The sequence below is a fragment of the Geodermatophilus sp. SMS 5-13 genome (assembly GCF_059428245.1).
In genome coordinates this window covers 1920198-1937833 of sequence record NZ_CP165729.1, presented here as the reverse complement: position 1 = coordinate 1937833, position 17636 = coordinate 1920198, and the positions used below count along the sequence as shown (strand labels likewise).

The following is a 17636-nucleotide window of genomic DNA, read 5'->3' as shown; positions in this document are numbered from 1 at the left end:
ACGAGATGGACGCACCCGGGGTCGGGCTGGCGGCGCCGTTGCGCGCGCTGCGCGCGGAGGCGACCGGCCTGCTGGACGTCGCCTGCGCGCGGGCCTGGGCCGCGGTCGACCCCGCCGTGCTGGGCGCGATGCGGGACCGCGCGGCGGTGCTGCTGGGCCACCCGGCCGGGCAGCGCGTCGACGCGCCGGACGAGACGGTGCGGGCCTGCGTGGAGTTCGCCGAGCAGGTCGTGCTCGACGTGGCCGGTGTCGGCGAGGCAGGTGGCGACGCGCTGCGGCAGCACCTCGACGAGGCCGTGGTTCCCGACGTCGTCCGGGCGTTCTTCGTCGTCGAGTACGCGCTGCGGCTGGAACTGGTGTCCGCGCGGCTGTTCGACGGCCCGGTCGTGGCCGAGCCGGTCCGGCCCGCCCCGTCGGCCGACCCGTCCGCGGCGCTGCGCGAGGCGCTGGCCGACTACCAGGACGCCGTCGTCCGCGGCGACGCGCTGGACCCGGTCCTGACCGAGCTGGTCCGGCTGCGCTGCGCGCGGACGCACAACTGCCGGATCTGCCGGACGCTGCGGCTGGCCGACGCCCGCGACGCCGGCGCCGACGACGCCGTGACCGCCGCCGTGGACCGCTACGAGACCAGCGACCTCGACGAGCGCACCAAGGCGGCGCTGCGGGTCACCGACGCGGTGATCACGCTGCCGTCGAGCCTGACGCCCGAGGCGGCCGCCGCCGCGCGGGCGCTGCTCACGCCGGAGGAGCTGGCCGAGCTGTGCCTGGACGTGGCCAAGTGGAGCACCCAGAAGGTGCACGTCGCGCTCGGGACCGACGCGCCCGACCGGCTGCCGCTGGACGAGCAGGGGGTCAGCTGGTTCCGCTTCGGCAGCGACGGTCGCGTCGCCGGGTTCTCGGCCACCCCGGACGGCGGCTGACTGCTGTTGCCGCTGAGAGCCGATCGATGTGCGGAATCGGCGAATGTCCGGCCGGATGGTGCGCCGTGGACGCACAGTGATCGGGCCCGTCGCGCGGCCTGCAGTCAGGTCGCGGATGCCCGCTGCGCGGCGGCGAGCTCCTCGAGGAACGCCGGCGCCCGCGCGGCCTCGGGGCACCAGCCCATGAGCGACACAAACAGATCCGTGCCGCCGGCGGCCACCAGCCCGTCCGCTCCGGCCAGCGAGGCGGCGACGTCGACCCGGCCGTCGTCGTCGCGGACCGCCTGCGGCGTCACGCGCACCCGGACCGAGGCGGGGTCGCGCCCGGCCTCCTCGAGCGCGGCCCGCAGCCGGCGCACGCCGGCGGCGACCGCGTCGGGCGGGTCGACCGGCGCCGGGATCCAGCCACTCCCCCATCGCACGATCCGAGCGAGGTTGCGCTCGGTGAGCGCGCCGCCGATCCAGAACGGGACGCCGCCGTCCGCGGCCGGGCGGGGCCGGCAGTGGATGCCCTCGAAGGCCACCGTCGGCAGGTCGACGTCCACCGGCCCCCCGGTCCACAGCGCGTGGCAGGCGGCCAGCTGGTCGTCGAGGACCTGGTGGCGCCGCTCCCAGTCCACCCCGAGGGCGCGGTACTCCTCCTCCTGCCAGCCGGTGCCCACGCCGAGCACCAGCCGCCCGCCGCTGAGCACGTCGACGGTGGCCGCCGTCTTGGCCAGCAGCGCGGCCGGGCGCAGCGGCGAGATCAGCACCGCGGTGGCCAGCTCGACCCGCTCGGTGACGGCGGCGATCGCGGCCAGCACGGTCAGCGGCTCCAGCCAGGGCGCCTGCGGACCGCCGGGGAAGCGGCCGTAGGGGTACCGGTCGACGCGCGAGCCCATCACGACGTGGTCGACGACGGAGACGCCGTCGATCCCGGCGCGCTCGGCGGCGACGGCGAGGGCCGGCAGCGACCGCCACGCGCCGGCGCCCAGGTAGTCGGCGTAGTTGGGCAGGCCGACGGTCAGCCGCGGCGCGGTCATCGCCCGGCGGAGTCCCAGCCGCCGACGACGTCGTCCTCGTGCGCGAGGCGGTCGGCCAGCAGCGCCTCGCCCTGGCGCACGAGGTCGAGCCGCTCGGCCGCGAGCACGACCTCGAGGGACACGGACAGCACCTCGCCGGCCCGGGCGTAGACCTCCGCGACGTCGGCGAGGTGCAGGCTGTCCCGCGGCGCCGCGGCCAGCTCGGACAGCGCGCCGCGCAGCTCGCCGGCCCCGGTGGCCGCCTCGACGGCCCGGCCGTACGCCTCGACCGCCGCCACCTCCGCGTCCATCCAGGCGATCTCGTGCCCGGCCCGCACCGCCGCGTTGCGCAGCACCTTGTCCAGCATCACCAGCCGCACCTGGGCGGTCTCGTCGGCCACGGCCGGGAGGACGTCGTCCCGCAGCACGCGGCAGCAGTCGAGCAGGACCTGCTCGGTGGTGGGCCGCCCGATCATCGCGCTCCCGTCCGGTCGTGGGTGAGCCGCCGGCACACGTCGAGGTAGAGCCGGTACTGGTGGGTGACGGCGTTGACCAGGTAGGTCCCCATGACGCCGCGCGTCTCGCCGTGGGCGACGGCGTCGAGCGCCCGCAGGATCTGCACGAGCAGCGGCGCCATCCCGATGACCAGGAAGTACTCGACCGTGCCGGGGTTCACCTGCTCCTCGGTCAGCCCGGTCCGCTCGCGGTAGCGGGCGAGGAAGCCCTCCGGGTCGTCGGCGTAGACGTTCGGCGGCATCGGGATCTGCGTGTAGTAGCCGAGGTCCTCCCGCGGATCGCCGATCCGCGCGAACTCCCAGTCGATGACCACCGGGCCGCCGTCCTCGCCGACCAGCACGTTCGACGGCTGGCAGTCGCCGTGCACCAGGGTGAACGGCACCGGCGGCGGGCGGTGGCGGCGCAGGACGGCGCTGACGTAGCGCAGCACCGGGCTGCGCTCGGCGAGCTCGCGCTCCACCGTCCGGTAGAGGTCGAGGACGCCGTCGAGGTGGTCGTCCCAGCTCGCCGGGGGCGCCATCGGTAGCGACTCGAGCGGCACCCGGTGGATCTGCGCGATCGTGTCGACGAACAGCCGGGCCGGCGCGGCGGGCTCGGGCGCGGTGGCGAGCAGGTCCTGCAGGTTCCGCCCCTGGACGTGGTCGAACACGATGCACTTGGTGCCGAAGTGCTCGCCGGTCGCGTCGTACCACCGCGGCCGGGCCACCGGCACCGCGCCGGACGCCGCCAGCGCCTGCAGCAGCGCCCACTCCGCGTCGCGGTCGCTGACGAACACGCCGTCGCCGGGCGGCGGGTCGCCGCGCAGCACCAGGCGCTCCGCCGTCCCGTCGTCCCAGGTCACCTCGGCGACGGCGGAGAGCCGGCTGTAGCCGCCGGTGATGGGCCGCAGCTGCCCGACGGTGGCCCGCCGGCCCGGCTCGGCGCACGCGAGGAACCGTTCGAGCGCTTCGCGTGTCATCGTCGCGTCGGCCATGGGCCCGGCCCCCTGTCGCAGCGTGCCGGACACGATGGCCGGTCGGGCAGCGACGGTCAAGCCGACGGGAGGACGCCGTGAGCGGGCGGTTCGAGGGCAGGGTCGCGGTCGTCACCGGCGGCGCGAGCGGCATCGGCGAGGGCATCGTGCGCCGCGTGGTCGCCGACGGCGCGGCGTGCGTCGTCGCCGACCTGCAGGCCGACCGCGCGGCCGCGCTGGCCGCCGAGCTGGGGGACGGCGTCCGCCCGCTGCGCGTGGACGTCGGCGCGGAGGACGACATCGCGCACCTGATGGAGTTCACCGTGGCCGAGTTCGGCCGGCTGGACTGCCTGTTCAACAACGCCGGCGTGCTCGGCCCGACCGGCTCGCTGCTGGACACCTCGCGGGAGGCCTGGGACGCCACCCTCTCCGTGCTGCTGACCAGCGTCTTCCTCGGCATCAAACACGGCGGCCGGGTGATGCGCGCGCAGGGCTCGGGGGCGATCGTCAACACCGCCAGCACCGCCGGGGTGCGCGGCGGCCTCGGCCCGCACGCCTACACCGCGGCCAAGCACGGCGTCGTGGGGCTCACCGAGTCCGCGGCGGTGGAGCTCGCGCCCTCCGGGATCCGGGTCAACGCGGTCGCGCCCGGTGCGACGGTCAGCGCGATGACCGCGCAGGCCGTCTCCGGCGACAGCACCGCACTGGACGCGGTGACCGAGCGGCTGCGGGAGCGGTTCGGTCGCCCCGCCCTGCCCGAGGACGTCGCCGCCGCAGCCGCCTTCCTCGCCAGCGACGAGGCCTGGTACGTCAACGGCACCTGCCTGGTCGTCGACGGCGCCAGCGAGGTGCCGGGCAGCAAGGCGCGCCGCTTCTACGACCCCACGACCTGAGGAGAGTCCCGTGGACCCGGTCCTGCAGCGGCTGCTCGACGAGCGGGAGATCGCCGCCGTCTGCATCCGCTACGCCACCGCCATCGACGACCGCGACTGGGCGCGGCTGCGGTCCTGCTTCGTCCCGGACGCCGTCGGGATCTACCACGCCGACCGGCCGCTGTCCGGGCGCGCGGCGATCGAGGACGCGATCCGCACCGCGGTCACGCCGCTGACCCGCACGCAGCACCTGGTCACGAACATCGCCGCCGAGGTGCGGGGCGACGAGGCGTCGTCCTCGTGCTACCTGCTCGCCCAGCACGTGCGGGACGGCGTCCCCGGCGGCGACAAGTTCGTCATCGCCGGGCAGTACCGCGACCGGTTCGTCCGCACGGACGACGGCTGGCGGATCCGCGAGCGCCGCCTCGACCGCTGGTGGACCCGCGGCAACGCCGAGGTCACCGCCCGCTGAGCGTCTGCCGCAGCGGCCCGCCGCCGCGCTATTGGCACGGGCGGCTACTTGGTGCTGTAGCCGGCGTCCACGGGGAGCTCGATGCCGGTGATGTGCCGCCCGGTGTCCGAGGTCAGGAAGAGGATCGCCTCGCTGATCTCGGACGGGTCGATCCAGCCGACGGGCAGCAGGTTCGTCCCGCGCATGACCTCCTCGGCCTCCTCGCGCGTGACCGTGGCCGGGTCCCGGTCGGGGAAGAGCAAGCCGCGCAGCGAGTCGTTCTGGATCATCGGGGTGTCGACGTTGGTCGGGTGGACGACGTTGACCCGGATCCGGTCGGCCGCCAGCTCCTGGGCGAGCACCCGCATCAGCCCGACCAGCCCGTGCTTGGCCGCGCAGTAGTGCGCGATGTTCGGGACGCCCTTGAGCCCGCCGACGGAGCCGATCAGCACGATCGCGCCGCCGTCGCCGCTCGCCCTCAGGTGCGGGATCGCCGTCCGCACCGTGCGGAAGACCCCGCTGAGGTTGATGGCGATCATCTCGTCCCACATGTCGTCCGTGAGCGTCTCGGCCGGCCCGAAGGACGCGATGCCCGCGTTGGCCACCACGATGTCCAGCCGGCCCAGCTCGGCCACGCCGTCGGCGACCGCCTGCTCGAGCGCCGCGCTGTCCCGGACGTCGGCCCGCCGGGCGACGATCCGCCGGTCCAGCTTCTCGACCTGCCGGACGGTCTCGTCCAGGTCCTCCTGGGTCGCCATCGGGTAACCGACGCTGCCCACGTCGGTCAGCGCGTCGACGGCGATGACGTCGGCCCCCTCCTGCGCCATCCGGACGGCGTGCGCGCGGCCCTGGCCGCGCGCGGCCCCGGTGATGAAGGCGACCTTCCCGTCGAGGCGGGCCATCTGCGACCTCCCTGGCGTCCGGGGCGCACTGGTGGTCACCCCTGCCGCGACGTTAGTGTAGTGGATCACAAGTTACTACCCCTGGGGGGACCGTGAGCGGACGCGTCGACGGCAAGGTCATCGCGATCACGGGGGCGGCCAGCGGACTCGGTGAGGCGACCGCCCGGCTGATGGCCGCCGAGGGTGGCCGGGTCGTGCTCGCCGACGTCCAGGACGACCGCGGGCAGCGCCTCGCTGCCGAGCTCGGCGAGAGCACCCGGTACGTGCACTGCGACGTCACCCGCGAGCCGGACGTCGCCGGGGTCGTCGACACCGCCGTTCGCGAGTTCGGGCGGCTCGACTGCATGTTCAACAACGCCGGCATCGTGGGTGCGCACGGCGGGATCGACGAGATCCCGCTGGACGAGTACGAGTTCACGATGGCCGTGCTGCTCCGCTCGGTGTTCCTCGGGATGAAGCACGCCGCGCGGGTGATGAAGCCGCAGCGCTCGGGCGTCATCCTGACCACCGCCAGCATCGGCGGGCTGCAGGGCGGACTCGGCCCGCACATCTACGGCGCCGCCAAGGGCGCGGTCGTCGCGCTGACCAAGAACGTCGCCGCCGAGCTCGGCGCGTGGTCGATCCGGGTCAACGCGATCGCGCCCGGGAAGATCCTCACCCCCATGAACGCGGCGAACGTCGTCGGCGACCCGGACGCCATGGACGAGGCGCGCGTCGCCTTCGCGACCCGCACGCCGCTGCGCGGCCGGATCGGCGAGGCGCACGACATCGCGCACGCCGCGCTGTGGCTGGCCAGCGACGACGCCGGGTTCGTCAGCGGCCACACGCTCGTCGTCGACGGCGGGCTCACCACCGGCTCCCGGGAGGACGTCGCCCCCGGCGAGCACGGCCGGTGGGCCAGCCGCCGCGACCTGGTCCGGGAGGCCGGCCGGAGCGGGCTCCCCGGCGATCCCGAGGGCGCGGCGGAGTGACCGGGCTGACGGCTGAGGACCGGCTGGCCGCGTTGCCCGGCTTCCCGGACCTCGGGCCGGACGACCTGATCCTCAGCCACTTCAGCCTGGGCCGGCACCGACCGTTCGAGGAGCGCGTCGCGGCCGCCGCGGACGCCGGGTTCGCGGCGATGGGCCTCTACATCGGCGAGTACCAGCGGCTGCGGGCCGAGGGCGCCCGCGACGCCGACCTGCGGGCGGTCCTCGACTCCCACGGGATGCGCGTGGTCGAGATCGAGGCGCTGCGCGGCTGGGGCGCCACCGGACCGGAGCGCGAGAAGTACCTGGAGACCGAGCGCGCCGTCCTCGGCATGAGCGACGCCCTGGGGCCGGGGCACCACGTGCAGGTGATCGGGCCCTACGCCGGCACCCTGGACGACGCCGCGGAGGCCTTCGCGGGGGTGTGCGACCGCGCGGCCGAGCACGGGCTGTGCGCCGCGATCGAGTTCCTGCCGGAGATGTCGAACATCCCCGACGCGGCCACCGCGATGGAGATCGTGAGCCGCTCCGGCCGCGCCACCGGCGGGATCTGCCTCGACGTCTGGCACCACCTGCGCGGCGCCGACGACGAGGAGATGCTGCGACGCATCCCCGCCGACCGGATCTTCACCGTGCAGCTCGACGACGGCCCGCGCCGGCCGGTCGACCCCGACTACTACACCGACTGCACCCGCTACCGCGACGTCCCCGGCGAGGGCGAGTTCGACCTGCCGGGCTTCCTGCGCCTGCTGGACGGCATGGGCGTCCGGATCCCGCTGTCGGTCGAGGTCATCTCCGCGGAGCTCCACGAACGGCCGGCCGCCGAGGTGGCGCGCCGGCTGCACGACGCCACCCGCGCGGTGCTGGCCGCCGCCCGCGGCTGACTCTCACCCACCCTCCAGCTCGGCCACCAGGCCGGTCATCACCTGCTGCGGCTCGGCGAGCACCTCCGGCGCGCGCTCGGCCAGCGTCCGCTCCACCAGCTCGGCGAGCGGATCGGGGAAGACGACGGTCGCCTCCGCTGCCCACCCGTCCAGCGACCGGTCCACGACCGACTCCGGCGACGCCTTGCGGTAGGGCACGTCGGCGGCCATGTCGGTGTCGATGAAGCCCGGGTGCGAGGTGGTGACGACGACGCCGTCCGCCTTCAGCTGCTGACGCAGCGCGAGCGCCAGCATGCGCATCGCCGCCTTGCTCGCGCCGTACACCGGTGAGCTGCGCGAGACCACCAGCCCGGTCACCGAGTTGACCATCAGCACCCCGCCGCGGGCGCGGCGCAGCGCCGGCGCCAGCGCCTGGACCAGCGCGAGCGGGCCGAAGACGTTCACCTCGAAGGTCTCCCGGATGACCGCCTCGTCGCTCTCCAGCACCGGGCCGGTCGGCGAGAGCCCGGCATTGCTGACGAGGAGCTCCACGTCCCCGCAGGAGGAGACGACGGCCGCGCGGTCCGTCGCGCTCGTGACGTCGAGCCGGACGGGGACCACCCGGTCGCTCACGGCGGACAGCGCGCCCGGGTCGCGCGCCGCGGCGTACACCTTGGCGGCGCCGCGGGCGAGCAGCCCGTGCACGAAGGCCAGGCCCAGGCCGCGGTTCGCCCCGGTGACCAGCGCCGTCCTGCCCTCGATCCGCATGAACCCTCCTCTAGCGGTAGGTGACCGCGTCGCCGTCCAGGTGGCTGTGCTCGTTGAAGGTGAGCAGCGCGATCCCGGTCCGCCCGGAGGCGAGCTTGGTGACCGCGCAGTTGACGGCGACCCGGTTGAGCGCCACCAGGCCGGCCGCGCCGGTTCCGAGCAGGTCGGCGCAGACCGTGCCGATCACCCCGGCCGAGGTGAAGACGACGCCGTCCTGACCGGGCTCGAGGCTCGCGACGAACTGGTGCAGCGCGTCGCGGACGTTCGCGGTGAACTCCGGCCAGCCGCCCGCGTCGCCGTGCTCGACCCACGCGACCAGGGCGGCGTCGAGCACCACCTGGAACTCGCGGGAGCTCTTCGGCTCCTCGGCCCCGTGCGCCGCGGCGTAGCGCCGGACCAGGTCGATGTGGTCGTACTCGTCCCACCGCGGATCGGTCCGCGGCTCGACGTCGTGCCCGGCGGCGGCCAGGGCGAGGGTCGCGGTGTCGCGTTGCCGGCGCAGCGAGCCGTGCACCGCGACCGGCCGGCGCAGTCCCCGGTCGCGCAGCCAGCGGCCGGTGGCCTCGGCCTGTTCCCGGCCGAGGGCGGAGAGCTGGTCGTAGTCGTCGTGGCCGAAGGAGGCCTGGCCGTGGCGGACGAGGAGGACGATCGGCACCGCGTCAGTCTGCCGTGCCACGCGACGGAGGTCTCGCCGATGACCGAGCCGGCGGATCCGCTGTTCCGGCCGATCACCGTCGGGACGATGGCGCTCGACCACCGGCTGGTCGTGCCGCCGCACAGCGGCGGCGGGGGCGCCCTGCTCCTCTCCGAGGAGCAGTTCGAGCGGATGTGCCGCTACTGGCTCGCCCGCGTCGAGGGCGGCATGCAGTGGGTGGGCGGCGGACCGGTCTTCGTCCGCAACCCGGTCATCCCCGGCTTCGAGCCGAGCGGCGTGGGCGCGAACGTGGAGGGCTACTTCCGCCACCCGCTCTTCGTCGACCGGATGGGCCGCTACCTGCAGCGGTTGCACGCGGCCGGGGGCTTCGGCACCGTGCAGATGGTGCTGCAGGGCGGGCTGCCGATCGCGCCCTCGCCGACGCTGTCCGGGTACCTGGACCACACCGTCCCGCACGCGCTCGACGCCGACGAGATCCGCTGGCTCGTGGAGGAGTACGCCGCGTCCGCGGCCCTCGCGGCGGAGGCCGGCGCCGACGCGATCGAGCTGCACAGCAACCACGACGACGTCCTGCAGTGGTTCCTCTCGCCGCGGACCAACCACCGCGGCGACGCCTACGGCGGCGACCTGGCGGGACGGCGGCGGCTGGTCCGGGAGATCTGCGAGGCGATCCGCGCGCGCGTGGCCCGCCCGCTGACCCTCGGCCTGCGGCTGTGCCTCGACGAGCGGATCGACGGCGGCTTCGGGATCGACGAGGCCACCGCCCTCACGCAGGCGTTCACCGCGGACGGCACCGTCGACTACTTCAGCTTCGACGTCGGCAGCAACTGGGGCGAGCCGAGCTACGTGCCGGTGGGCTGGCACGGCGAGGCGGAGTGGGCGGCCCTCGCCGGGCGGGCGAAGGAGGGCACCCACCTGCCGACCGTGTACGTCGGCCGGGTCGTGCATCCCGAGGTCGCCGAGGCGGTGCTGCGCGCCGGGCAGGCCGACCTGGTCGGGCTCGCGCGGGCGACCATCGCCGACCCGGAGTACGTCGCGAAGACGCGGGCCGGACGGCGCGCGGACATCCGGCCGTGCATCGCGGTCAACGACTGCATCGACCGCCGGTCGGGTCAGGGGCTGCCGTTCGCCTGCGCGGTGAACCCGGAGGCGGGCCGCGAGTCCGAGCCGCCGCCGGAGTCGACCGCGCCCCGCCGGGCGGTGCTCGTCGTCGGTGGCGGCCCGGCGGGCACCGAGGTGGCCGCGCTGGCCGCCGAGCACGGCCACCGGGTGACGGTGGTGGAGCGGGAGGAGCGGCTCGGCGGCCAGCTCGCGATCGCGGCGCGCGCCCGCGCCAACCGGCAGTACGCCGACTGGCTGGCCTGGCAGGAGCGCCGTCTTCGCGGGCTCGGCGTGCCCGTCGAGCTGTCCACCGAGGCGACGGCCGCCGACGTCCTCGGCCGCGGCACCGACGTCGTGGTCGTCGCCACCGGCGCGCTCCCCCGGATCCCGGAGCTGCCGGGCATCGACCTCCCGCACGTCGTCACGGCCGCGGCGGCCCTCACCCGGCCGCTCCCCGGGGCGCAGCGGGTCGTCGTCGTCTCGGAGGACGACCGCGCGGCGCCGCTCGCGGTGGCCAACCACCTCGCCGGGGAGGGGCACGACGTCACCCTCGTGCACCAGTCGCCGGCGCCGTCCCCGCAGGTCGGCAAGTACTCGATCGGCTCGATGCTCGCCGGGCTCGACCGGGCGGGCGTCCGCCTGGTCCCGATGGCGCGGCTGGTGGCCGTCGAGCCGGGCGCCGTCCACCTGGCGCACACCTACAGCGACCGGCGGTGGCGGCTGGACGGCGTCGACCGGGTGGTCCTCGCCTGCGGCTCGGTGCCCGACGACGCCCTGTTCCAGCAGCTGCGCGGCTGGCACCCGGCGGTGCACGTCCTCGGCGACGCGTACGCGCCCCGGCGGCTGTCGTTCGCCACCCGTCAGGCACGGGAGCTGGTGCGCGGCGTCCTGACCTGACGGCGAGGATTGCCCGGATCGGCCCGGTGCTGCTGGGATGCGGGACAGCCGCCCCACGCCACCGAGGAGCACTCGTGACCGGTATCCCGGACGACGTCGCCGCCCGCCTCGACCGCCTGGAGAGCGAGGCCGCCGTCCGCCGGCTGGCCGCCGACTACTGCCAGGCGTTCGACGACCGGGTGCTGGACCGGTTCCTGGCGCTCTGGCACGAGGACGCGATCTGGGAGCTGCTGCCCGGCACCGTCCTGACCGGCCACGAGGGCATCCGCACGGCGACCGAGGGGGCCTGGGGCTCGCTGCCGGCCACCCGCCACCTGACCACCAACCACACCGTCGAGATCGACGGCGACACCGGCACCGGGTCCGCGCAGGTCCTCGCGTTCGTCCAGGGCGCCGACGGCGCGTGGATGCAGGGCGTCTACACCTACACCGACGTCTACGAGCGGCGCAACGGCCGCTGGGCGTTCGCCCGCCGCGGCGCCGTCCCGCACCTGACCGCGCCGCTGCCCACCACCGGTCCGTGAGTCAGACGGTGAACGTCACGCCCTGCGCGAGCGGCAGCTCACCGGAGTAGTTGACCGTGTTGGTGGCGCGGCGCATGTAGCTCTTCCAGGCGTCGGAGCCGGACTCGCGGCCGCCGCCGGTCTCCTTCTCCCCGCCGAACGCGCCGCCGATCTCGGCCCCCGACGTGCCGATGTTGACGTTGACGATGCCGCAGTCCGAGCCGTCGGCGGCGAGGAACCGCTCGGCCTCGGCCTGGTCGGCGGTGAAGATGCTCGACGAGAGCCCCTGGGGGACGTCGTTGTTCAGCGCGATCGCCTCGTCCAGTGTCCGGTAGGGCAGGACGTAGAGGATCGGCGCGAAGGTCTCCCGCCGGACGACGTCGGTCTGGCCGGGCATCCGGACGACGGCGGGCTCGACGTAGAACGCGTCCGGGGCCTCGTCCTCGAACCGGCGCGCGCCGCCCACGACGACCTCGCCGCCCTGCGCGACGGCCTCCTTCAGCGCCTGCTGCATGGCCTCGTAGGCGCGGCCGCCGATCAGCGGCCCGACGAGGGTCCCCTCCCCCACCGGCGAGCCGATCGGCAGCCGCCGGTAGGCCGCGGCGAGGCGCTCGGTGAGCTCGTCGACCACCTCGTCGGAGGCGATCACGCGGCGCATGGTCGTGCAGCGCTGCCCCGCCGTCCCCGCGGCCGAGAAGACGATGCCGCGGATCGCGAGGTCCAGGTCGGCCGACGGCGTCACGACCGCGGCGTTGTTGCCGCCGAGCTCGAGCAGCGCGCGGCCGAAGCGGTCGGCCACCCGCGGCCCGACCGCCCGGCCCATGCGGGTGGAGCCGGTCGCGGACAGCAGCGCGATCCCCGGCGCGTCCACCAGCGCCTCGCCGAGCTCGGGACCGCCGATCAGCACCTGGCTGAGCCCCTCGGGGGCGCCCTGCTCCGCGATCGCGCGGTCGAGCAGCGCGGCGGCGGCGAGCGCGGACAGCGGCGCCAGCTCCGAGGGCTTCCAGACCACCGGGTCGCCGCAGACCAGCGCGAGCGCGGTGTTCCACGACCACACCGCCACGGGGAAGTTGAAGGCGCTGATCACGCCGACGACGCCGAGGGGGTGCCAGGTCTCCATGAGCCGGTGCCCCGGGCGCTCGGAGCTGATCGTCCGGCCGTAGAGCTGCCGCGAGAGCCCGACGGCGAACTCGCAGATGTCGATCATCTCCTGGACCTCGCCGAGGGCCTCGGAGGTGATCTTGCCGACCTCGAGGCTGACCAACGCGGCGAGGTCCGCCTTGTGCCCGCGCAGCAGCTCGCCGAAGCGGCGCACGAGGCCGCCGCGGACCGGCGCGGGGACCGTCCGCCAGCTGAGGAACGCCTCGCCGGCCCGGGCCACCGCGGCGTCGGCGGCGGCGGCGTCGGACCAGCCGACGGCGGTCAGCGGCAGGCCGTTGACCGGGGAGACCACCGGGCGATCCCCCGCGACGGCGGCGACGTCCACGCCGCAGCGGCGCAGCGCCTCCTCGGCCTGGCGGGTGAGCTCGTCGGCGCTGGGCAGGGTCACGGTCTGGTCCTCACGTCCGGTGCGGGGTGCAGGAAGCACTATCTCCCGGACGCCGGACCCGACACAGCCCCGCCCGCTGTGGCCCCGCCGGCGGCTCGGGAGGAACCTCTGCAGACATGCCGGACCTGGTTCCCGCGGTCGGCCAGGCGCTGCTGGCAGCCGCGGACGCGCCGTCTCAGCTGCTGCCGGCGCGGCAGATGATGGCCTTCACCCTCGGCTTCCACATCGTCCTGGTGCCCTTCGGCGTCGCGTTCACCTTCCTGATGCTGATCGCCAACCACCGCGGGCTGCGCCGGGGGGACGACGAGGCGATGCTGCTGGCCCGGCGGTGGTCGCAGGTGGCCGGCGTGCTGTTCGCCGTCGGGGCGGTCTCGGGGACGGTGCTGTCCTTCGAGCTCGGGCTGCTGTGGCCGGGGCTGATGGGCCGCTTCGGGGCGGCGTTCGGCATCCCGTTCGCCGTGGAGGGGCTGTTCTTCTTCCTCGAGGCGATCTTCGTCGCGATCTACCTCTACGGCTGGGACCGGATGCGACCGTGGGCGCACTTCTGGTCGGGGGTGCCGATCGTGCTCTCCGGCATCGGCGGCACCGTGTCGGTGGTGGCCGCGAACGGCTGGATGAACCAGCCGCAGGGCTTCGAGCTGCGCGCCGGCCGGGTGGTCGCCGTCCGGCCGTTCGAGGTCTTCTTCAACGGGGCGTTCTGGCACGAGGCGGTGCACATGCTGCTGGCCGCCTACATGGTGGCCGGCTTCACCGTCGCCGGGGTGTACGCCGTCGGCATGCTGCGCGGCCGGCGGGACCGCTACCACCGCCTCGCGCTGGCCATCCCGTTCACCGTCGCCGCCGTCTGCGCACCGCTGCAGGTCGTCGTCGGCGACCTCGCCGCGCGGGAGGTGTACCAGGAGCAGCCGGCCAAGTTCGCCGCCATGGAGCTGGTGCCGCGCACGGACACGCACGTGCCGCTGCTGCTCGGCGGGTTCATGGCCGACGGCCGGCCGCGGTTCGCCATCGAGATCCCGTGGGGTGCCTCGATCCTCGCCGGCGAGAGCCCCGACACCCGGATCGCCGGCGTCGACGCGATCCCCGCCGACGTCCGCCCCGCCGACCGCATCCTGACCACCGTCCACCTGGCGTTCGACGTGATGGTCAGCATCGGCTTCCTGCTGCTGGGCCTGGCCCTCTGGTGGGCGCTGGCCTGGTGGCGGCGCCGGCAGATGCCGCAGAGCCGGTGGTTCCTGCGCGCCACCGCGGTGTCCGGCGCCCTGGCGCTGATCGCGCTGTGGGCCGGCTGGATGGTCACCGAGGTGGGCCGGCAGCCATGGACCGTCGTCGGGCTGCTGCTGACCCGGGACGCGGTGACGACGACCGGGAACGTGTGGCCGTTCTTCGCCGCGACCGTCGCCCTGTACGCGGCGGTCGGCTACGGCACCTTCCTCGCCCTCCGGCTGCTGCGCCGCCGCTGGCGCGCGGCGGAGGCGGGCGGGGACGCCGTGGACGCCGGGGACGCCGACGTGCCCTACGGCCCCTCCCGCGCCCGGGAGGCCGCCGCCGCGGACGGCGCGCCGTGAGCACGTTCGCGGCGGTGGTGCTCTTCCTCGGCGTCCTCGCCTACGCCGTCCTCGGGGGCGCGGACTTCGGCGCGGGGTTCTGGGACCTGACCGCCGGCGGGGCGGAGCACGGCCGCCGTCCCCGGCACCTGGTCGACGAGTCGCTGGCGCCGGTGTGGGAGGCCAACCACGTCTGGCTGGTCTTCGTGCTGGTCATGCTGTGGACCGGCTTCCCGATCGCGTTCGCGGCGATCATGACCACGCTGTTCGTCCCGCTGGGCCTGGCGGCGCTGGGGATCGTGCTGCGCGGCGCCGGCTTCGCCTTCCGCAAGGTCATGGTCCGCACCGACCAGCAGCGGGTCACCGGGGCGGCGTTCGCGGCGTCCTCGGTGCTCACGCCGTTCTTCCTCGGCACCGTGGCCGGGGGGATCGCCTCCGGGCGAGTGCCCACCGCGGGGCGCGGCGACCCCGTCGGCAGCTGGCTGAACCCGACCTCGCTGCTCGGCGGGGCGCTCGCCGTCCTCGCCTGCGCGTTCGTGGCCGCCGTCTTCCTCACCGCCGAGGCGCGCCGGCGCGACGAGCCCGACCTCGAGGCCTGGTTCCGCCGCCGCTCCCTGGCCGCGGCGCTGGTCACCGGCGCGGTCGCCCTGGCCGGCATCGCGATCCTGCGCGCGGACGCCCCGCGGCTGTTCGACGACCTGCTCGGCCCGGGGCTGCCCCTGGTCCTGCTCTCCGCGGTCTGCGGCCTCGGCTCGGTCGTGCTGCTGCGCCGGGGCGCCCCGCGGCTGCTGCAGGGGCTGGCCGTGACCGCGGTCGCCGCCGTCGTCGCCGGCTGGGGCGTCGCCCAGTACCCCTACCTGCTCGGGACCCACCTGACCATCGCGCAGGCCGCGGCGCCGACCGCGACGCTGTGGTCGCTGACCGTCGTCGCCGCCGCGGCGCTCCTGCTCGTCGTCCCCGCGATGGCCCTGCTGTTCGTGCTGGCGCAGCGGGGCCGGCTGGAGAGCCACTGACGGACGGCGTCAGGCCGTCCGGCGCAGTCTCCCCACCACGCTCGGCACCTCGTCGACGACGATCGCGTCGACCCCGGCCTCGACGAGCAGGTGCGCCGGCCCGGGCGAGGGGCACCACACCAGCAGCGCGCGCCCGCTGCCGCGGAGGAACCCGAGCGCCCGGGAGACCGTCTCCGGGTCGACGGTGCCGCTCCAGGGGTCGGCCGCGAGCGAGCCGACCTGCAGGCCGAGGGCGTCGACCTCCAGGTGCGCGCAGCCGGCCACCGCGGCGTCCAGCGGGAAGCCGTACCAGGTCAGCCAGGCCAGCGGGACCTGGGGCGCCTCCTGGCGCAACCGGCGCAGCGCCGAGGGGTCGAACGCCGAGACCACCACCGGCCGGCTCAACGCCTCGTCGGCCACGACCGGGGCGAGCAGGGCCGCGGTGGTCCGCTCCGGCGGCCGCAGGCTGTCCTCGATGCAGGACTTCAGGTCCACGTTCACGCCGACCCACGGTGGCAGCCGCTCGAAGAGGGTGGCCAGCCGCATCGTGCCGCGGCGGTCGGTCACCTCCGCCGTCACCTCGGCCACGCGGGCGCCGTCGGGGTAGGCCGCGTCGTGCGCCACGACCAGGACGTCGTCGGCCGTCCGGCGCACGTCCGCCTCCACCCAGCCCACGCCGAGGCCGGCCGCGGTGGTGAACGAGGCCAGGGTGTTCTCGCGGTGGCCGGCCACGACCCCCCGCCCGAGCCCCCGGTGCCCGATGATTGCAGTCTCCTCCCCGAAGACCGCGGCCGGCGGTGGGGCGGTGCGCGGCATGAGGGGGCCTTTCGTCCGGGGACGCGTCCGGTCCACGCTCCCCGCGCCCCCGGGCGGTGGCAAGACTTCGTCCCGAAGCCCGCGAGGATGGGCACCGTGACGGAGCCGGGCGGCAACTGGGCGGGCAGCTACACCTACGGAGCGCGACGGCTGCACCGGCCGGGGACGCTGGAGCAGGTGCAGGAGCTGGTCGCCGCCGCGCCCCGGGTGCGCGTGCTCGGCTCCCGTCACTCGTTCACCGGCATCGCCGACTCCGCCGAGCTGATCTCCCTCGAGGCGCTGACCACCGCCACCGGGCTGCCCGCCGACGTGGCGGTCGACCGCGCGGCGGGAACGGTCTCGTTCGGCGGCGGCCTCCGCTACGGCGAGCTGGCCCAGGTGCTGCGCGACGAGGGGCTGGCGCTGCACAACCTCGCCTCGCTCCCGCACATCTCCGTGGCCGGCGCGATCGCCACCGCCACGCACGGCTCGGGGGTGCGCAACGGCAACCTGGCCACCACCGTCGCCGCGCTCGAGCTGGTGACCTCGGCCGGCGAGGTGCTGCGCCTGGCCCGGGGCGACGCCGACTTCGACGGCGCGGTGGTCGGGCTCGGGGCGCTCGGCGCGGTCACCCGGATCACCCTGGACGTCGAGCCCGCCTTCGACGTCCGGCAGCGGGTGTTCGAGGGGCTGCGCTGGGACGCGCTGGAGGAGCACCTGGACGAGGTCCTGTCCTGCGGCTACAGCGTCAGCGTCTTCACGCGGTTCCGGGAGACCGTCGACCAGGTGTGGGTGAAGTCGCGGGCCGGGGAGCCGGAGCCGGACGACCTGTTCGGGGCGGTGCCGGCCGCGGTGGACCGGCACCCGATCCTCGGCCTGGACCCCACGCCGTGCACGCCGCAGCTGGGCCGGCCGGGGCTGTGGTCGGACCGGCTGCCGCACTTCCGCATGGGCTTCACCCCCAGCGCCGGCGAGGAGCTCCAGTCGGAGTACCTGGTGCCCCGCCGGCACGCCCTGGCCGCCGTCGACGCCGTCCGCGGCCTGGCCGGGCGGATCCGCCCGCTGCTGCTGGTCTGCGAGCTCCGCACCGTCGCCGCCGACCGGCTGTGGCTGAGCACCAGCTCCGACCGCGACTCCCTGGCCATCCACTTCACCTGGGCGCGCCGGCCGGCGGAGGTGACGGCGCTGCTGCCCGACCTCGAGCGCGCCCTCGCCCCGTTCGAGCCGCGGCCGCACTGGGGCAAGGTCTTCGCCGCCGGGGCCGCGGAGCTCGCCCCGCGGTACCCGCGGCACGCGGACTTCGTCCGGCTGGCCGAGGGGCTCGACCCGCGGGGTGCCTTCCGCAACGACTGGCTCGAGCGGCACGTCCTGGGCGGACGCTGACCGG

18 protein-coding genes are annotated in these 17636 nt (G+C 75.4%); 10 read left to right on the top strand and 8 right to left on the bottom strand.

Going from position 1 to position 17636, the window contains the following annotated elements:
• Positions 1-5 precede the first annotated feature (5 nt).
• On the top strand, positions 6-920 hold the full coding sequence (locus tag AB3388_RS09420; RefSeq protein ID WP_495410503.1) for a carboxymuconolactone decarboxylase family protein: 915 nt from the start codon (positions 6-8) through the stop codon (positions 918-920).
• A 104-nt stretch (positions 921-1024) separates the two neighbouring features.
• Here the strand turns inward: AB3388_RS09420 and AB3388_RS09415 are convergent, their stop codons facing one another.
• The 3 genes from AB3388_RS09415 to AB3388_RS09405 are packed head-to-tail and all read right to left on the bottom strand — an operon-like array spanning position 1025 to position 3395.
• The gene (locus tag AB3388_RS09415) at positions 1025-1942 is read right to left on the bottom strand and encodes a TIGR03619 family F420-dependent LLM class oxidoreductase (protein WP_495410502.1); all 918 of its coding nucleotides are present in this window, start codon (positions 1940-1942) and stop codon (positions 1025-1027) included.
• On the bottom strand, positions 1939-2397 hold the full coding sequence (locus tag AB3388_RS09410; RefSeq protein ID WP_495410501.1) for a hypothetical protein: 459 nt from the start codon (positions 2395-2397) through the stop codon (positions 1939-1941). The genes AB3388_RS09415 and AB3388_RS09410 overlap by 4 nt, the downstream gene beginning before the upstream one ends.
• Positions 2394-3395, bottom strand: a complete 1002-nt coding sequence (locus AB3388_RS09405) for a phosphotransferase family protein (protein ID WP_495410500.1) — start codon at positions 3393-3395, stop codon at positions 2394-2396. The genes AB3388_RS09410 and AB3388_RS09405 overlap by 4 nt, the downstream gene beginning before the upstream one ends.
• Positions 3396-3487: 92 nt before the next feature.
• Here AB3388_RS09405 and AB3388_RS09400 point away from each other — a divergent pair, with 92 nt between their 5' ends.
• Together AB3388_RS09400 and AB3388_RS09395 are read left to right on the top strand one after the other, a co-directional pair.
• Positions 3488-4282: an SDR family oxidoreductase gene (locus tag AB3388_RS09400; RefSeq protein WP_495410499.1), complete on the top strand. Its 795-nt coding sequence runs from the start codon at positions 3488-3490 to the stop codon at positions 4280-4282.
• Between the two features lie 10 nt (positions 4283-4292).
• The gene (locus AB3388_RS09395; protein ID WP_495410498.1) at positions 4293-4733 is read left to right on the top strand and encodes a nuclear transport factor 2 family protein; all 441 of its coding nucleotides are present in this window, start codon (positions 4293-4295) and stop codon (positions 4731-4733) included.
• Between the two features lie 44 nt (positions 4734-4777).
• Here AB3388_RS09395 and AB3388_RS09390 read toward each other — a convergent pair whose 3' ends face one another.
• Positions 4778-5614: a mycofactocin-coupled SDR family oxidoreductase gene (locus AB3388_RS09390; RefSeq protein WP_495410497.1), complete on the bottom strand. Its 837-nt coding sequence runs from the start codon at positions 5612-5614 to the stop codon at positions 4778-4780.
• A 92-nt stretch (positions 5615-5706) separates the two neighbouring features.
• Here AB3388_RS09390 and AB3388_RS09385 point away from each other — a divergent pair, with 92 nt between their 5' ends.
• Both AB3388_RS09385 and AB3388_RS09380 read left to right on the top strand, forming a co-directional pair.
• Positions 5707-6585: a glucose 1-dehydrogenase gene (locus AB3388_RS09385; protein ID WP_495410496.1), complete on the top strand. Its 879-nt coding sequence runs from the start codon at positions 5707-5709 to the stop codon at positions 6583-6585.
• On the top strand, positions 6582-7466 hold the full coding sequence (locus tag AB3388_RS09380) for a sugar phosphate isomerase/epimerase family protein (protein ID WP_495410495.1): 885 nt from the start codon (positions 6582-6584) through the stop codon (positions 7464-7466). Before AB3388_RS09385 ends, AB3388_RS09380 begins: the two co-directional genes overlap by 4 nt.
• A gap of 3 nt (positions 7467-7469) precedes the next feature.
• Here AB3388_RS09380 and AB3388_RS09375 read toward each other — a convergent pair whose 3' ends face one another.
• Both AB3388_RS09375 and AB3388_RS09370 read right to left on the bottom strand, forming a co-directional pair.
• A complete protein-coding gene (locus AB3388_RS09375; protein WP_495410494.1) occupies positions 7470-8213 on the bottom strand; it encodes an SDR family NAD(P)-dependent oxidoreductase in 744 nt (247 codons plus the stop codon).
• 10 nt (positions 8214-8223) lie between these two features.
• Positions 8224-8868: a histidine phosphatase family protein gene (locus AB3388_RS09370; RefSeq protein WP_495410493.1), complete on the bottom strand. Its 645-nt coding sequence runs from the start codon at positions 8866-8868 to the stop codon at positions 8224-8226.
• A 39-nt stretch (positions 8869-8907) separates the two neighbouring features.
• On the opposite strand from AB3388_RS09370, the gene AB3388_RS09365 reads away from it, so the two are divergent.
• Both AB3388_RS09365 and AB3388_RS09360 read left to right on the top strand, forming a co-directional pair.
• Positions 8908-10866, top strand: coding sequence for an oxidoreductase (locus tag AB3388_RS09365; RefSeq protein WP_495410492.1), 1959 nt, complete (start codon positions 8908-8910; stop codon positions 10864-10866).
• Between the two features lie 74 nt (positions 10867-10940).
• On the top strand, positions 10941-11390 hold the full coding sequence (locus tag AB3388_RS09360) for a nuclear transport factor 2 family protein (RefSeq protein ID WP_495410491.1): 450 nt from the start codon (positions 10941-10943) through the stop codon (positions 11388-11390).
• Between the two features lies 1 nt (position 11391).
• Here AB3388_RS09360 and amaB read toward each other — a convergent pair whose 3' ends face one another.
• Positions 11392-12918 carry an L-piperidine-6-carboxylate dehydrogenase gene (amaB, locus tag AB3388_RS09355; RefSeq protein ID WP_495410490.1) on the bottom strand — a complete coding sequence of 509 codons (1527 nt, stop codon included), beginning with the start codon at positions 12916-12918 and terminating at the stop codon, positions 11392-11394.
• Positions 12919-13034: 116 nt separating this feature from the next.
• Here amaB and AB3388_RS09350 point away from each other — a divergent pair, with 116 nt between their 5' ends.
• Together AB3388_RS09350 and AB3388_RS09345 are read left to right on the top strand one after the other, a co-directional pair.
• The gene (locus tag AB3388_RS09350) at positions 13035-14483 is read left to right on the top strand and encodes a cytochrome ubiquinol oxidase subunit I (RefSeq protein ID WP_495410489.1); all 1449 of its coding nucleotides are present in this window, start codon (positions 13035-13037) and stop codon (positions 14481-14483) included.
• Entirely contained in the window at positions 14480-15475 is a 996-nt protein-coding gene (locus tag AB3388_RS09345; protein WP_495410488.1) for a cytochrome d ubiquinol oxidase subunit II, read from the top strand. Before AB3388_RS09350 ends, AB3388_RS09345 begins: the two co-directional genes overlap by 4 nt.
• 9 nt (positions 15476-15484) lie before the next feature.
• Here AB3388_RS09345 and AB3388_RS09340 read toward each other — a convergent pair whose 3' ends face one another.
• Positions 15485-16270: a glycerophosphodiester phosphodiesterase gene (locus tag AB3388_RS09340; protein WP_495410487.1), complete on the bottom strand. Its 786-nt coding sequence runs from the start codon at positions 16268-16270 to the stop codon at positions 15485-15487.
• Positions 16271-16357: 87 nt separating this feature from the next.
• Between AB3388_RS09340 and AB3388_RS09335 the strand changes: the two genes are divergently transcribed.
• Positions 16358-17632, top strand: a complete 1275-nt coding sequence (locus AB3388_RS09335; RefSeq protein ID WP_495410486.1) for a D-arabinono-1,4-lactone oxidase — start codon at positions 16358-16360, stop codon at positions 17630-17632.
• Positions 17633-17636: the final 4 nt, after the last annotated feature.

Coding starts and splice junctions, on each gene's coding strand:
- AB3388_RS09420 (WP_495410503.1), top strand. CDS start 6: ATGGACGCACCCGGGGTCGGGCTGGCGGCGCCGTTGCGCGCGCTGCGC.
- AB3388_RS09405 (WP_495410500.1), bottom strand. CDS start 3,395: ATGACACGCGAAGCGCTCGAACGGTTCCTCGCGTGCGCCGAGCCGGGC.
- AB3388_RS09350 (WP_495410489.1), top strand. CDS start 13,035: ATGCCGGACCTGGTTCCCGCGGTCGGCCAGGCGCTGCTGGCAGCCGCG.
- AB3388_RS09340 (WP_495410487.1), bottom strand. CDS start 16,270: ATGCCGCGCACCGCCCCACCGCCGGCCGCGGTCTTCGGGGAGGAGACT.
- AB3388_RS09335 (WP_495410486.1), top strand. CDS start 16,358: ATGGGCACCGTGACGGAGCCGGGCGGCAACTGGGCGGGCAGCTACACC.
- AB3388_RS09410 (WP_495410501.1), bottom strand. CDS start 2,397: ATGATCGGGCGGCCCACCACCGAGCAGGTCCTGCTCGACTGCTGCCGC.
- AB3388_RS09365 (WP_495410492.1), top strand. CDS start 8,908: ATGACCGAGCCGGCGGATCCGCTGTTCCGGCCGATCACCGTCGGGACG.
- AB3388_RS09375 (WP_495410494.1), bottom strand. CDS start 8,213: ATGCGGATCGAGGGCAGGACGGCGCTGGTCACCGGGGCGAACCGCGGC.
- AB3388_RS09415 (WP_495410502.1), bottom strand. CDS start 1,942: ATGACCGCGCCGCGGCTGACCGTCGGCCTGCCCAACTACGCCGACTAC.
- AB3388_RS09390 (WP_495410497.1), bottom strand. CDS start 5,614: ATGGCCCGCCTCGACGGGAAGGTCGCCTTCATCACCGGGGCCGCGCGC.